The 14,774-nt window shown below is 68.4% G+C and carries 15 protein-coding genes; 10 read left to right on the top strand and 5 right to left on the bottom strand.

The features are described 5' to 3' along the window. Entirely contained in the window at positions 1-816 is an 816-nt protein-coding gene (locus ACZ3HL_RS26415; protein WP_465534448.1) for an oxidoreductase, read from the top strand. Between the two features lies 1 nt (position 817). Here the strand turns inward: ACZ3HL_RS26415 and ACZ3HL_RS26410 are convergent, their stop codons facing one another. Then, a complete protein-coding gene (locus tag ACZ3HL_RS26410; protein ID WP_465420173.1) occupies positions 818-1,039 on the bottom strand; it encodes a hypothetical protein in 222 nt (73 codons plus the stop codon). A 112-nt stretch (positions 1,040-1,151) separates the two neighbouring features. Between ACZ3HL_RS26410 and ACZ3HL_RS26405 the strand changes: the two genes are divergently transcribed. Next, positions 1,152-2,144: an alpha/beta hydrolase gene (locus ACZ3HL_RS26405; protein WP_465534447.1), complete on the top strand. Its 993-nt coding sequence runs from the start codon at positions 1,152-1,154 to the stop codon at positions 2,142-2,144. Between the two features lie 48 nt (positions 2,145-2,192). Continuing rightward, positions 2,193-2,489 carry a DUF1540 domain-containing protein gene (locus ACZ3HL_RS26400; RefSeq protein WP_016331847.1) on the top strand — a complete coding sequence of 99 codons (297 nt, stop codon included), beginning with the start codon at positions 2,193-2,195 and terminating at the stop codon, positions 2,487-2,489. 180 nt (positions 2,490-2,669) lie between these two features. Here ACZ3HL_RS26400 and ACZ3HL_RS26395 read toward each other — a convergent pair whose 3' ends face one another. The 3 genes from ACZ3HL_RS26395 to ACZ3HL_RS26385 form a co-directional block, all read right to left on the bottom strand. After that, entirely contained in the window at positions 2,670-3,335 is a 666-nt protein-coding gene (locus ACZ3HL_RS26395; protein ID WP_465422303.1) for a VCBS repeat-containing protein, read from the bottom strand. Between the two features lie 152 nt (positions 3,336-3,487). Beyond that, positions 3,488-5,668: an RICIN domain-containing protein gene (locus ACZ3HL_RS26390; RefSeq protein WP_465534446.1), complete on the bottom strand. Its 2,181-nt coding sequence runs from the start codon at positions 5,666-5,668 to the stop codon at positions 3,488-3,490. Positions 5,669-5,825: 157 nt separating this feature from the next. After that, positions 5,826-6,707 carry a helix-turn-helix domain-containing protein gene (locus ACZ3HL_RS26385; RefSeq protein ID WP_465422305.1) on the bottom strand — a complete coding sequence of 294 codons (882 nt, stop codon included), beginning with the start codon at positions 6,705-6,707 and terminating at the stop codon, positions 5,826-5,828. A 239-nt stretch (positions 6,708-6,946) separates the two neighbouring features. On the opposite strand from ACZ3HL_RS26385, the gene ACZ3HL_RS26380 reads away from it, so the two are divergent. Continuing rightward, entirely contained in the window at positions 6,947-7,408 is a 462-nt protein-coding gene (locus tag ACZ3HL_RS26380; protein ID WP_465534445.1) for a hypothetical protein, read from the top strand. Here ACZ3HL_RS26380 and ACZ3HL_RS26375 read toward each other — a convergent pair. Further along, the gene (locus ACZ3HL_RS26375; RefSeq protein ID WP_465422307.1) at positions 7,329-7,994 is read right to left on the bottom strand and encodes a TetR/AcrR family transcriptional regulator; all 666 of its coding nucleotides are present in this window, start codon (positions 7,992-7,994) and stop codon (positions 7,329-7,331) included. The two genes, ACZ3HL_RS26380 and ACZ3HL_RS26375, sit on opposite strands and share 80 nt — an antisense overlap. 69 nt (positions 7,995-8,063) lie before the next feature. On the opposite strand from ACZ3HL_RS26375, the gene ACZ3HL_RS26370 reads away from it, so the two are divergent. From ACZ3HL_RS26370 to ACZ3HL_RS26345, 6 genes are all read left to right on the top strand, one after another. After that, positions 8,064-8,789 carry an alpha/beta fold hydrolase gene (locus ACZ3HL_RS26370; RefSeq protein WP_465534444.1) on the top strand — a complete coding sequence of 242 codons (726 nt, stop codon included), beginning with the start codon at positions 8,064-8,066 and terminating at the stop codon, positions 8,787-8,789. A 121-nt stretch (positions 8,790-8,910) separates the two neighbouring features. After that, positions 8,911-9,942 carry a VanH-AOV family D-lactate dehydrogenase gene (gene vanH / locus ACZ3HL_RS26365; RefSeq protein ID WP_465534443.1) on the top strand — a complete coding sequence of 344 codons (1,032 nt, stop codon included), beginning with the start codon at positions 8,911-8,913 and terminating at the stop codon, positions 9,940-9,942. Between the two features lies 1 nt (position 9,943). Beyond that, a complete protein-coding gene (vanA-Ao2, locus tag ACZ3HL_RS26360; protein ID WP_465422310.1) occupies positions 9,944-10,984 on the top strand; it encodes a D-alanine--(R)-lactate ligase VanA-Ao2 in 1,041 nt (346 codons plus the stop codon). After that, the gene (gene vanX, locus ACZ3HL_RS26355) at positions 10,981-11,589 is read left to right on the top strand and encodes a D-Ala-D-Ala dipeptidase VanX (RefSeq protein ID WP_465534442.1); all 609 of its coding nucleotides are present in this window, start codon (positions 10,981-10,983) and stop codon (positions 11,587-11,589) included. The genes vanA-Ao2 and vanX overlap by 4 nt, the downstream gene beginning before the upstream one ends. A 1,296-nt stretch (positions 11,590-12,885) precedes the next feature. Next, positions 12,886-13,683, top strand: coding sequence for a helix-turn-helix domain-containing protein (locus tag ACZ3HL_RS26350; protein ID WP_465534441.1), 798 nt, complete (start codon positions 12,886-12,888; stop codon positions 13,681-13,683). A gap of 119 nt (positions 13,684-13,802) precedes the next feature. Continuing rightward, positions 13,803-14,645 carry a prephenate dehydrogenase gene (locus ACZ3HL_RS26345; RefSeq protein WP_465534440.1) on the top strand — a complete coding sequence of 281 codons (843 nt, stop codon included), beginning with the start codon at positions 13,803-13,805 and terminating at the stop codon, positions 14,643-14,645. Positions 14,646-14,774: the final 129 nt, after the last annotated feature.

The raw sequence follows: 14,774 nt of genomic DNA, 5'->3' as shown, positions 1-14,774 counted from the left end.
ATGACGGCCAAGGTCTGCCTGGTCACCGGCGCTTCGTCGGGGATCGGCCACGCCACCGCGCTGGACCTGCTGCGCGCCGGGCACATCGTCCACGGCGCCGCGAGGCGCGTCGAGAAGATGGAGGACCTCCGCGCGGCGGGCGGCCATCCGCTGAAGATGGACGCCAGGAACGAGGACGATCTCCGCCACGCGGTCGACACCGTTCTCCAAGCGCACCAACGGATCGACGTCCTGGTCAACAACGCGGGCACCGTCCTGCACGGCGCCGTCGAGGACGTGCCGCTCGACACCGCGCGCGACCAGCTCGAAGTCAACCTCCTCGCGCCCGCCAGGCTCGTCCAGCTCGTCCTGCCCGCCACGCGGGCCCAGCGGTCCGGCACGATCGTCAACGTCTCCTCGATCGGCGGCGAGATCGCCCTGCCGTTCGGTGCCTGGTACTACGCCTCGAAGCACGCGCTCGAAGCCTTCTCCGACACGCTTCGCATGGAGGTCGCGCCCTTCGGCATCGACGTCGTGATCATCCAGCCGGGCATCATCAAGACCGAGTTCGAGGATCAGACCGCCGCGCAGCTCCGCGAGTATTCCGGCCGCGGGGCGTACCGGGAGATGGCGGAGGCCATGGCGCGGCACGGCGAGACCGGGCTCAGCGACGGCTCCGATCCCGCCGTCGTCGTGGACGCCATCCGCCGCGCGGTCGAGTCCGAAACCCTGGAAACGCGTTACGCAGTCGGCCACCTCGCCGAAAAACTCCTGGAACTCAACAGGACCCTGCCGGACCGCGAGTTCGACGAGCTGGCCATGCGCGCGACGAAGTAGCTCAACCGCTCGGCTGCTTCTTGACCGCCCTCCGGCGGCGGGTGCGGGCGACCCCGATCCACAGCAGGGCGGCGACGACGGCGCCCGGCACCGCCGTCAGGTACACCGGCCACGCGCGGAAACCCGAAAGCCACAGCATCGTGGCCAGGCCGAGGGTGATCAGCGTCCACAGCAGCGCGAGCGTGCCGCCCCTCCGCCGCCACCGGGCGGCGACGTCGCGCATCCTGTTCTCTACTCGGCTCACACCGGTGGATACCCGCTCATCGCCTGGTCAACCCCCGGAAATCGGGCCGGCGTATACGGAATGCCGGCACCCGGTCGCTAGGCTCGCGCGGATGGTCGAACCCGCCTACGATCCCGAACTCGCCGCCGTACTGCCCACGCTCGCGGGGAACGTGCCGGTCGGCATGACGGCGGATCAGCTCGAGCGCTACCGGGCGTTGCCGTTCCCGACGATCGAAGAGCAGATCGGCGACCGCCCGGTCACCTGGACCGATCACCCGATCCCCGGATACGGCGGGGCGGAGATCACCGTTTCGGTCATCGCCCGCCGGGATCGTCGTGGTGGCGGGCCGGGGATCTACCACGTGCACGGCGGCGGAATGGTGATGGGCGACCGGTTCGCGTCGGTGGGTCCGCTCGTCGACTGGGCGATGAAATACGACGCCGTCGCGGTCACCGTCGAATTCCGTCGCGCGCCCGAACATCCGCATCCGGTGCCGGTGGAGGACTGCTACGCCGGGCTGGAATGGATGGCCGCGCACGCGGACGAACTGGGTTTCGACCCCGGCTGCCTGGTCATCTTCGGCGGGAGTGGCGGAGGCGGGCTCGCCGCCGGGGTCACGTTGATGGCGCGCGACCGTGGCGGGCCGGCGTTGGCCGGTCAGCTGCTCCAGTGCCCGATGCTCGACGACCGGAACGAGACCGTGTCCGCGCACCGGTACGACGGTGTCGGCGTCTGGGACCGGACCAGCAATCTGACGGCGTGGACGATGGTCCTCGGGGACCGGCGCGGCACACCCGGAGTCTCGCCGTATGCCGCCCCGGCCCGCGCGACGGACCTCGGCGGATTGCCGCCGACGTTCATCGATGTCGCCGCCGCCGAGGTTTTCCGGGACGAGGCCGTGGCCTACGCGAATGCGCTCTGGGCCGCCGGGGGAGAGGCGGAATTGCACGTCTGGGGCGGCGCTTTCCATGGCTTCCACGATCTCGCCCCGGAAACCGCCGTCGCTCGATCGTGTGTGGCCGCCAGGGAATCCTGGCTGGAACGGCTGCTCGCCGGATGTGAAGGAAATTCCCCGAATTGCCGCCGGAACGGGCCGGTGTAACCCTGGTCATACCGAACGACACCACCACCACGAAGTACAGGAGTCGTTATGACCACCACCGAAATGCCGGCCGTCCACGAATGCACGGTCAGCGGCTGTTCGTACAACCACGACGGCTGTCACGCCTTCGCCATCACGGTCGGTGGCGGCAACGGATCGGCCGACTGCGGAACGTTCGTCCCGCTCAACACCAAGGGTGGACTCGATCGAGTGACCGCACAGGTGGGCGCCTGCTCCCGGTCCGACTGCCGCCACAATTCCGCGCTGGAATGCACCGCATCGAGTGTCCGGGTGGGACCGGGCGAGGGTGACCATGCCGCCAACTGTTTGACCTACGCCCCGTAGTGAAGCGGGGGGGGGGGCCCCCCCCCCCCCCCCCCCCCGGGGGGGGGGGGGGGGCGCCGGGGGGGGGGGGGGGGCCCCCCCCCCCACGCTCTCACCCCCCCCCCGCGGGCACGGGGGGGCCCCCCCCCCCCCCCCCCCCCCCCGGGGGGGGGGGGCCCCCCCCCCCCGCTTGGGGGTGCCTCAGCTCCCGGGCTGGTCGCAGCTCGCGGCGTCGGTGCCGAGCACCGGGTCGGTCACCGGGCGGCTGGTGATCGGAAGGGTCTTCCGAGTGGTCAGCGCGCCGTCGCGAAGGGTGTAGACGGTGCGAGTGCCCGAGTAGGTGAGCGGATCGGCACCGAGGTCGTCGGCTTCGGCCGCGACGGTTTCGAAGGTGCGGCCGCCGCCGTCGAGCGGGGTGCACTGGTAACCCAGATGGGCGGCGACGCCGCCGCCTTCGGCGACCGACAGCGGCTTGCTGTCGTTGTCGACGACCTGGGCGAGGTTGCGGCCGTCGTAGTGCAGGGCGGTGAAGAACGTGGTGTTGGCGCCGACGGACTGGGTGACGATCAGTTCGGCGCGGCCGTCGCCGTTGAGGTCCGTGACGCGCGGGGCCTGGAGCGGGACGGAGCTGTCGGCGGCGAGGTGGATCGAAGTGAAGGTCCCGTGCACGGTGGCGGACACGACCTGGTCGTTGTCGCCGGTGAGCTGGGCGGTGACGGTTTCGATCTCGCCGTCACCGTCGAGGTCGGCCACGGTGGTGACGGGGTCGCGCGGCGGGCTCGCCAGCGCCGGGACGACGGCGGCCAGGCTCAGCGCGGCGGCGACGCCGGTGATGGTGGCGGTACGGATGATGCCGGTGTGGTTCATGGTGCTCTCCCTCCGACGCTTCCGGTGAACTTTTCACCGAAAGTGCTCTCATGAGGGGAGACGGTTGCGGATCTTGAACGTGCATCCGGAGTGTGATGTGCCACACGAACGCAACCCGGGTGGCCCGCCCCCGAAGGAGCGGGCCGCCCGGTTCAGCCGATCTTCCACAACTGCAGCGTGGAGCCCGTGTCGGCCCGTTGCGTGACGGCGGCACCGTCCGAAGTGGACGCAGTCGTCAGCAGCAAGCCGGAGCGGACGCTCGCCAGCTTGTAAGCGCCGTCAGGCTGTTTCGTCGCGGTCCAGCGCTGGTTGGGCCCGCCGGTGCACGTCCACTGGATGACCCGCGCGCCCGCGGTGGTGGCTCCGCCTTCGACGTCGGCGCACAGGTTCGAATGCGAGTTCGTGAGGGTGTAGGAACCGTCGGACTGCCGGGTGAACAGCCATTTCTGGTTGGCGCCCTTGTTCGGCGTCCAGGTGATCAAAGGCGTGCCGGCGGCCGTCGACGAGTCCGGGTCGTCGAGGTTCTTGCCCGCCGCGGCCAGGGTGTGGATCCCGCCGAGGGTCGCGGCGCCCGCATCGGTGAACTTCAGCGTCTGTTCGGCCGCGGTCCGGCCGCCGCCGACGGCGTTCCCGCTGGTGTCGGTCCAGGAACGCGGCGGCGTGGTCTCCGCGAGGCGTGAAGCCTTGCCGGAAAGCCCGAGCACGAGCCCGCTGTAGCGGTTCACCAGCCGGAAGGTCCCCTTGTCCACAGTGGACGGGATGACGAACCACTGCTGCCCGACCGTCGAGGACGACGTCACGGTGGGTTTCGCGCCCCACGCCCGGCCCGCCTGCACGGCGTCGACACCGAGGAGCCCGCCCGTGGCCGCGTTGGTCACGCGGTACGAGCCGTCGCCGTCGGGGGAGAACTGCCACGCCTCGCGGTCGGAGCCGGTCGTGCTCGCGACCGACGTCGTCGCGGTCCCGGTGCCCTGCGCGAGAACCCGGCCGTCACCGAGGCCGATCCGGTACTTGCGCGCGGTGTCCACAGGGGACGGTGCGGGTGCGGACGACGTGATGGTCTGGGTGGTGTACTCGCCGCCCGCGTTGTTCGAGCAGGCCACCGCGCAGTACGAACGGAACTGCTTGCCGATGATGGTCGAGTTCGTCTTGTTCGCGGCGTCGACGAACCAGCGGTACCAGGACTGGTTGGTGTAGCTCCCGGTGTCGCCGATCAGCCGCCATTTCTGCGTCGTCAGGTCATCGGTCACGTAATAACGCTGGGGGACGACGCTGTCCACGGCTTCCGGCGCGCCGAGGTAGAGACCCAGGTGCGCGTTGTAGGCGATGTTCATGATGAACAGATCCGATTTGCGCGGCAGTTGCCCCGCGGCGATCTGCTGGCTGACGTTGCCGGTGTTGGCGGGGTCGTAGTCGTCCGCGACGGGGGTGTAGCCGGTGTCGCCGGGTGCGGACACGGGGACCATGTTGCTCTCGCGGCCGCCGACGCCGGGCTGGGTCCAGCCGCCGTCGAACCATTTCTGCCACGAGCCGGACGCCATCTTGGCCGAGATCGGCGAGCGGGCGACGTGCGCCAGCCCGGTCATCGGGCCACCGGCGCCGGCCTTCGGGACGATGCGCGAGCCGTAGTAGACGTAGAAGTATCCGGAGGCGGTGTCGACGAACAGGCGCGGGTCGCCGTCGCCGTAGTCGAACGTCTGGTGCGGGAACGCCGCCGTGTCACCGCGTTTCGTGCTGTAGGGCGAGGTGATCGCGTGGTCCTTGATGAGCCACGTCTTCCCCTGGTCCTTCGACACGGCCATGTCGATCGCGTCGTAGTGGGAAAACGAGTAGGCGCCGAACGGCTCGGGCGTGAACTCGTTGTGGATCAGGCCGTACCAGTCGCCGGTGTCCGGATCGACCCAGGTACCGACGAGATCGCAGAAATTCCGCTGCGAGTAACCCGATCCGGCGGGTGGATACGTGGATTCCTTACCGGTGGGGCTGTTGTTGCACCGCCAGGTGGTGTCGTCGTTGCGGTCGGCGGGATTCACCGGGTTCACCGCCGAGCTGATCGGGTTCTTTTCGAAGCTGTCGAAATCGCGTCCGCTGTAGAAGTCCCACTCGCGCGGCTGGTCCGCGCCGTAGAGCGCGGCCGCCTGCTGGAAATAGAACGTGCCGTCCTTGTCGACATAGGTACTCGCCGGAGTGTCCGTGGTCGGGCTGAACGACTTCTTCGCGTCGACGGTGATGGTGTACGTCGCGTCCGGCGGCGCGGCGTCGGACGACGCCGGTACCACCGTGGTCGCCGCCGCGGCCAGCACCGCGGCGGCGAGAAGAGGCAGGGTCCGCATGACTCTCTCCCAAGGGTGACCCGCACCACAGTTGGCGGGGCGGCCGCCGATGTTATGAACGTTATTGCGCAGAAGTCAACGCATTCGCTCAACTTCAAGCGTTGTTCATGCAGTTATTGCGCGGAAAGTCCAAGCGGGGCGGTGCGGAAGTCCAAGCTCAGTCCGCCGGTACCAGCGGCGGGTCGTCGGGAGGGGGAACGCGTGAACTCCAGCCACCGGGGACGGCCTGGACGCGCGATTCGCGGAAGCGCGCGGGGGAGACACCGGCCCGCCGGGTGAAGAGCCTGCTGAAGTAGGCGGCGTCTTCGTAACCGATCGCCTTGGCCACCTCCTGCACCGGCATTCGCGTGGTGGCAAGGAGTTCCTTGGCGCGGTTGAGGCGCAGCGTCAGCAGGTGGTCCTTCAAACCGGTCTCGGTGCTACGGCGTACCGCGGCGCGAAGTTCGGGCAGCGTCATGCCGCGACGGGCCGCGATCTCCGCGACACTGATCGGCAACAGGGCGTCCCGCGCCAGCGCCTCCAGCAGGGAGCCGTCGCCGGAGATGCCGTCGGCGGCCCGCCGCAGGGCCACCAGCAGGTGATGCACGGCCGCCGAGGCGTCGACCTGGGCCAGCGGGCTGCCACCCCGCGCGCAGCGCACGATCCGGCTCACGATGTCGCGGACGGCCTCGACGTCGCCGAGCGGTACCACCGGCGTCGCGGGCGTGACGTAACCGAGTTCCACATAGGCGTCCACGGCGGTGCCATCGAAGTCGACGAAACACTCTTCCCAGCCGTGCGCGGGGTCGGGCGCGTAGTGATGCCCGACCTCGGGGACGAGCCACAGCAAGGCGGGGGCGACGACCTCCTGGCGCTCGCCGCCCGCCACGGCGAACCAACCGCGCCCCTTGGACACCACGACGGCGACGTAATGGCCGAGCACGCGCGGCCCCACGACGGGCAGGGTTCCGTGCTGCAGCCCGACACCGAGGCACACCAAGCCGAGCCGGCGATGCACGGCGGACGGGGTGAAGTACCGCATCCAGGTCCGATAACCCATCTCCGCATCTTCGCGCAAGAACTCCGGGGCGCCTTCGCAGGGCCGGGAAGGATTTCGTGCGATTCGGTTCTTGATCCGCGGCGAAATGTTCTACAGAACATCCGCGATCTGATTCCCCTCGTGAGTGGTAAGGACGGTTCTAACCGTCCTTACCACTCACGAGCTCGTCACACGATCGAGGCATGAGGCCCGTCTCGCCGCACTTCGCGGGTATCCCCGGGGAAACGGAGGAGGCAACGATGCCCGACAACGAACTCCCGGGTTTCCTGATCATCGGCCTGATCTTCGTCGTCGCGGACGGCCAGGTCCTGTACCGCGGCGCCCGCCGCTATCTCACCGGGCCGGACGCCCGCGAGGGAAACGGGTCGGTGGCCTGGATGGTGGTGACGGTCTTCCACCTGGCGGCGATCGGGATGCTGGCGCTGCTGGCGGTGGTGGCTCCGGAGTGGTCCGGTTCGGCGGCCGCCTTCGTCGGCAGGCTGGGTGTGTTCCTGCTGCTCATGGCGGTGGCCCACGTCCTCACCCTGTCCGTGCTCGGACATCGGCGCCAGGACGACGTGGTCGAAACCCGGATGCGGAAACGCGAGGACGACCCCGTCGACTCCGTGCGGGAGCCGACGGTCACCCCGGTGCCGGGGCAGGCGGGCCGGAACCCTCGGGTGAGCCCGGATCTCGGCGATCGGGGTCCGTACCAGGCCTGATCCCGAGGGCGAGGTGGAGCTGCCGCGCCCACCAGCGCACTTGCGCGGCCGAGTCGTCCGCCGCGGCCCCGGGGATCCCGGCGCTGCGCCGGAAATCGCTTCCGTACAGGGCCTCCGTGGCCATCGCCTGATGCAGGGCGGCGACGGCGAGCCGCGTGTCCTCTGGAGAGCCGCCGGGTGGCCGGAGCCGGTGGAGGGCGTCGACGACCGGGTCGAGCATCCCGCTGCCCGGGTCGCGCCAGCCCGCCGCGTGCAGCGCCACGGCGAGCTCGCCGTAGCCGTTCCGGTACAGATCGTGCAGCGCCTCGACGAGTTCGAGCAGGTGGGCGCCGCGGTCCAGCCAGCTCGCGAGAAGGCCCTCGAGCGCGTCCCGGAGACGGCGGCCACCGTGCCGGAGGAGTTCGGCGAGCAGTTTGTCGCGGTTGCCGAAGTGATGGGCGACGCCGGCGTCGGTCATTCCGACGCGTGCCGCTACGGCACGCATCTGGACGGCGGCGACGCCGGACTCGGTGAGCAGTGAGGCGGCGGCGTCGAGGATCAGCCGCCGGGCCTCTTCGGGAGTCCGTCGTGCTCGGGGTGTCGTCACGACCGGCATCGTACCTTGATGTGCCAAGGTATCTACGCTACCTTGATGGGCCAAGGTAAGGGGGTGGTCGTGACCACCGAAATCAGTCTTGACCTGGGCGAGGTCACCCTGCGGGGCACGGTGACCGGCGCCGGTCCGACGGTTCTGCTGCTGCACGCGGGCGGGGAGCGTCGTGCGGTCTGGGCGCCGGTCGCCGCGGTGCTGGCCCGGCGTGGCTTCCGGTCGGTGGCCTTCGACCTGCGCGGGCACGGGGACAGTTCCGGCCGGGCGACCACGCTCCGGGCGCTGGCGGGCGACGTGGCCGGGATGATCGGAAGCCAGCCCGCGCCGATCGTCCTCGTGGGTGCTTCGGTCGGTGGCTTGGCCGCCATCGCCGCGCTGGCGGATCCCGCCGTCGCGGCCAGGTCCTCCGGGCTCGTTCTCGTCGACGTCGTACCCGACCTCGAACCGGCCAAGGTGCGTTCGTGGCTCGGCTTCCACGGGCTCGGCGGCCGCTACACCCGCCTGGTGGAGGACGTCCTCGGCTCGGGTTCCGCCCTGCTCGCCACGGCCGGAGCCCTCGACCTGCCCATCCTGGTGGTGCACGGCGGGCAGGATTCACCGCTCCGCGGTGCCGATGTGGATCGTTTGCGCACGGCCAACGCCCGGGTCGCCGTCGCCGGTGTCCCGGCGGCGGGCCATCTCGTGGCGAGAGACGCACCGGAAGCCCTGGCGAACCTGGTGTCGGCGTGGCTTTGTGGCATCCGTCACGGGACGGTTTCGACGCCGGGGGCGGGCGGGCAAGATCTGCGATAGAGCTGTACGGCGCAGGTGAAGGACAACGTCGTGCACTCGGCGCTACCAGTTGGTAACTTATTGTCGGGACCTCGAAAACCCCATAAGAAGCGGCAACATCGCGCTGCCTACAATGTCGGGCATGACCTACAGCGAACCAGCGCGATCAGCTGCCCCCCGCACCGGATCGCTGGCGTCCGCCCCCTCCTCGGCCGTCTTGGCGACCGGAATCACGATTTATGGATGCGGGCAGGACGAGGCCGCCCTGTTCCGGGAGATGGCCCCTCGTTTCGGCATTATGCCGACCATTGTGGGGGAGCCGGTTTCCGAGGCCAATATCGAACTGGTCTCCGGAAACAGGTGTATCAGTATCGGTCACAAGACCAAGGTCACGAACTCCATTCTTCTCGCGCTCGGCGAAGCGGGCGTGAAATACATCTCCACGCGGAGCATCGGCTTCAACCACATCGACGTGGAGTACGCCGCGAGCGTCGGGATCACCGTGGGCAACGTCGCCTACTCGCCCGACAGCGTCGCCGACTTCACGCTGATGCTCATGCTGATGGCGGTGCGCGACGCCAAGTCCATCATCCGCCGCACCGAGGTCCACGACTACCGCCTGAACGAGGTGCGCGGGAAAGAGCTGCGCGATCTGACCGTCGGCGTGGTCGGAACAGGGCGTATCGGGGTCGCCGTCCTGGAGCGGTTGCGCGGTTTCGGCTGCAAGGTGCTGGCCTACGACACGGTGCTGACCGCCTCGGCCGAGTATGTCCCCCTCGACGAATTGCTGCAGCAGAGCGACATCGTGACACTGCACGTGCCGCTCAACACGGATACCTATCATCTGTTCGACAAGAAGAACATCGAGCGGATGAAGGACGGCGCGTACATCATCAACACCGGACGTGGTCCGCTGATCGAAACCGAAGCCCTCATTTCGGCGCTGGAAAGCGGAAAACTGGGCGGAGCGGCGCTGGACGTCCTCGAAGGAGAGGAAGGAATCTTCTACGCCGACTGCAGGAACAAGGCGATAGAGAGCGAAACGTTGCTGCGGTTGGAAAAACTGTCGAACGTGCTCATCAGTCCGCATACCGCCTATTACACGGACCACGCGCTGAGTGACACTGTCGAGAACTCCATCATCAATTGTCTCCAATTCGAAAGCGGGAAGTAGTATGGGTAGGCTGAAAATCGGAATTCTGTTCGGCGGGCTTTCCGAAGAACATCCTATCTCCATCAAATCTGCGCGCGAGGTCCAGAAGCACCTCGACCTCGAGAAGTACGAGCCGTACTACATCGGGATCACCCAGAGCGGTTCCTGGATGCTCTGCGACGGCCCCGCCGAGGATTGGGAGAACGGCAACGTCCGCCCGGCCGTGCTGTCGCCGGACCGCGGTGTGCACGGCCTGCTCGTCCTGGACGAGGGCAAATACGAGACGATCGCCCTCGACGTGGTGCTGCCGGTGCTGCACGGCAAGTTCGGCGAAGACGGCGCGATGCAGGGCCTGCTGGAGATCTCCGGCATCCCCTACGTCGGCTGCGACCTCCCGAGCTCGGTCATGTGCATCGACAAGTCCCTGACCTATTCGGTCGTCCGCGGCGCGGGGATCGCGACGCCGACCTTCTACATCGTCACGCCGGACAACGACGTCGACCCGGACCAGCTGAACTACCCGGTCTTCGTGAAGCCCGCCCGCTCCGGCTCGTCGTTCGGCGTCAGCAAGGTCTCCGCGAAGGAAGAGCTGCCCGCCGCGCTGGCGGAGGCACGCCAGTACGACGCGAAGGTCCTGATCGAAGAGGCCGTCGTCGGCAGCGAGATCGGCTGCTCGATCCTCGGCAACGACGAGGACCTGTTCGCGGGCGAGGTCGACCGGGTCGCGCTGACCCACGGCTTCTTCAAGATCCACCAGGAGAAGAGCCCCGAGACCGGCTCCGAGAACTCGAGCTTCATCGTCCCGGCCGACATCCCGGACGAGTCGCGTGACCTGGTCCAGGAGACGGCCAAGGTCATCTACCGCGCCCTGGGCTGCCGCGGGCTCGCGCGGGTCGACCTGTTCCTCAAGGAGGACGGGAGCGTGGTGCTCAACGAGGTCAACACCCTGCCCGGCCTGACCTCCTACAGCCGCTACCCGCGCATGATGAACGCCGCCGGTCTCTCGCTCGGCGACGTGATCGACCGGCTGGTGAACCTGACGCTGGCGGGCCGTGACGAATGAAGGATGATTTCGTCTTCGTGGACGAGGTCGTCTCCGGAATCCGCTGGGACGCCAAGTACGCCACGTGGGACAACTTCACCGGCAAGCCGGTGGACGGGTACCTGGTGAACCGGATCGTCGGCACGCGGGCGTTCTGCGCGGCGCTGGAGAAGGCGCGGGACAGGGCCCAGGAGCTCGGCTTCGGGCTGCTTCTGTGGGACGGGTATCGCCCGCAGCGTGCCGTCGACCGCTTCATGCGCTGGGCGGAAGAGCCGGAAGACGGCCGGAAGAAGGCACGGCACTACCCGAACATCGACCGGCCTCAGATGTTCGAAAAGGGCTACGTGGCCACGAAGTCGGGCCACAGCCGCGGCAGCACCGTGGACCTGACGCTCTATCACCTGGACACCGGCGAACTCGCCGACATGGGTGGAGACCACGACCTGATGGACGTCGTCTCGCATCACGGGGCGGCGGGCGTCACGGAAGAGGCCGCGAAGAACCGCGCGCACCTCTGCGCGGTCATGGAGGGATCGGGCTTCAGCTCGTACGAGTGCGAGTGGTGGCACTACAACCTGAAGGACGAGCCCTACCCGGACACTTATTTCGATTTCCCCATCGCGTAGGTATCGCGCGTGAAGGCCCCCTTCCCTCGGCTGAGCCGAGGGAAGGGGGCCTTCACGCGCTTCAGGGTTCGTGAAGGTTCGCGCGGCGACAATTGCCGCGAACACCATTTCATCCCATGAATATCCGGGCGGCTCGGGTGAGCGCCGGGGGAGGCCGGACGCAGTCCTTTTGCTGTCCTGCGTGCACGAAACCTCCTTCCGGTGGATCACTGGACGGTGCCGCCGACCGGGCGGCGCGGATGAACCGGGGCCGGCTTCCAGCCTGCCACGCTTCGCTTTGCTCGTGGGGTTCCCCGGCCGGGTGAGATTCCGTCCGGACGAGGGGACAACGGTTCGGCCGTTCGTGTGAACAAGTATCGAAGAACGGAACATGAACCGCCGGTGCTGTGATCATCAGGGCAGAAGACGAGCCGCGCGAACGGCCTAACCAGACCTGCGAACAGGCTAACCCAGGCGACCGGGAGCAAGCTTGTACGCGGGCCCTTTACTTATGTTCGCCAAACGAGTCAATACCGCATGCGGAGTTCCGGATATTGATCTTGGGCGCCTCGTTCACTACGAAAATCACACTGTTCGTCAATTGCCGACATGGATTGTTCATGCCATGCTGCACAGGTGCGCATCAGCTGGGGCTGACATGGTGTGCACGCTTTGCTGGGGACAGAGGGGATGCGTCGGTGACTCGCGACCACGAGGCAAACCAAAGACTTCACGCGCCGATCCTCTGAACCGAGCAGCTATGAGTCCAAAGATCGGACATGTCCGGGACCTCGCGCCGAAGCGGGTTTCGGTTCCGTCAGGCTGACCAAGTGCCGGTCCTGGCGGGCCGGGGCCGTCGGGTGTTCGTCTCGCAGATCGCCGTCGGGGCGATGGGAGGATGCCGTTCAGCTTCGGTAGTTCGTCGGAATACGCGCCAACGGTCGGCTGGGAGACCGTCGAGGCGGGGCGCCGCATGCGGTTCCGCTGTGGCGCTTGAGGGATCCTCACCGTCGAGGACACCCCGCCCTGCGGCCGAGGCTGGCGTCGGACGGGTTCATGGTGTCCAACCACCGAAGCCGAGCAGTTGGACGGTGAGGTTTCCGTGTCGTGTCCGAAAGTTGCTGAATCAACAGATTCAATGGGGGCTAGGTGGATCCGACGAGAGTTGACTTGTCCGCTCTCCCTGTCGTCGAAATCGAGCTGTCGAGACTGTCCACTGCGTGTTCGCCGCGAACTTCGGGCGAGGATCCAGAGCATGTCGAGACACTGTTGTCGGCGGAATGGGAGTTACCGCCCATTCTCGTTCACCGACCGACGATGCAGGTGGTCGATGGCCTGCACCGGCTGAAGGCGGCACGAGTACGAGGCGATACGAAGATCTCCGCGAGGTTCGTCGACGGCGCCGAATCCGACGCCTTCGTGCTCGCGGTGGAAGCGAACATCCGGCACGGTCTGCCGCTTTCCCTCGCGGACCGGAAACGGGCGGCCGTCCAGATCATCGGGACGCATCCGCAGTGGTCCGATCGGCGGGTGGCTTCGGCGACCGGTATTTCCGCGGGAACCGTGGCGGACCTGCGCAGGCGGGGTGGTGAGGGCGGAAACGGCGCCAGGATCGGGAGGGACGGGCGGGTCCGGCCCGTGGACAGCTCGGAGCGGCGGAAGCTCGCCGCCGATCTGATCCGCAACGATCCCGGTCTTTCGCTGCGTCAGGTCGCCAAGCAGGTCGGCATCTCCCCGGAGACGGTCCGGGACGTGCGCGGCAGGCTGGAGCGCGGGGAAAGCCCGACCCCGGACGGGAGCAGGCGGCTGCGCGCGAAGCCGGATCCGTTGAGCCTGACGGAAACCGACCTCGGTCACTCGCTGGACCGGGAACGGCTCACCGTGCTGGAGCGGCTCAAGGCCGACCCGGCGCTGCGGTTGAGCGAGGTCGGCCGGATCCTGTTGCGCATGCTCGCCATGCACTCCATGGACGGGCAGGAATGGGAACGGATCCTGCACGGTGTCCCGCCGCACCTGTACGGCGTGGTCGCCGGCTTCGCCAGGGATCACGCCCGGGTCTGGGCGGGGTTCGCGGACCATCTGGAGAGCCGGGCGACCGATCTGGCCGCACGGTGACCGGGTAGCCGCGAAGGGGACTTTTCCGCGTGTGGCGCGGAAAAGTCCCCTTCGTCTTCTCCCGCGGTGCCCAGGCCGCGCGGCTCGACATCGCCGGGAGAGCGGCCTAAGAAGTAGTGGTGACCATCGAGAAGGCGCTTGTCGTCGGCACCGGCCTGATCGGCACGTCGGCCGCGTTGTCCCTGCGGGAAAAGGGTGTCGCCGTCCATCTCACCGACATCGACGAACACGCCGTACGTGTGGCGGGGGAGCTCGGCGCCGGCCGCGAATGGACCGGCGAGGAAGTGGACCTGGCGGTGATCGCCGTCCCGCCGCACCTCGTGGGGGAGCGGCTGGCCGCGCTCCAGAAGCAGGGCGCGGCTCGGGCGTACACCGACGTCGCGAGCGTCAAGGCCGGTCCGATCGCCGACGCGGAGCGGCTCGGCTGCGACCTGATCTCCTACGTGCCAGGGCATCCGCTCGCGGGACGGGAACGATCCGGTCCGGCCGCGGCGCGCGCCGGCCTGTTCGCGGGCCGCCCGTGGGCGCTGTGCCCCGGCGTCGAAACCGGGGCCGAGGCCTTACGGCTGACCCGCGAACTGGTGGCGTTGTGCGGGGCCGAGGCCGTCACCGTCGGCGCGGCCGAGCACGACTCGGCGGTGGCGCTGGTGTCGCACGCGCCGCACGTGGCCGCCTCGGCGGTGGCGGCGAGCCTGAAGCTTGGTGACGACGTCGCCCTGCGCCTCGCCGGGCAGGGATTGCGCGACGTCACCCGTATCGCGGCCGGGAATCCTGTGCTGTGGCGGAAGATCCTCGCCGGGAACGCGCTGCCGGTGGCGGCGGTGCTCGACCGGATCGCGGCCGATCTCGTCTCGGCGGCCTCGGCGCTGCGAGCGGGCGACCTGGACGTCGTGACGGATTTGCTGTGGCGCGGGGTGGATGGTCACGGGCGGATCCCCGCCGGTCCGGCCGTTGGGCGGTAGCGGTCCTGGTGGCCGGCCCGCCCCAGGTAGCCGGCCGGGGAGGCGGGCCGGCGGGTTGGGGAAGCCACATTAGCAACCATCAAAGGTTCGGAATTGGGGTTAGCCACCAAGCCGCGCGGTCCCAGGCGG

Source organism: Amycolatopsis sp. NPDC000009 (genome assembly GCF_055563465.1).
This window is presented reverse-complemented; position numbering and strand designations above follow the sequence as displayed.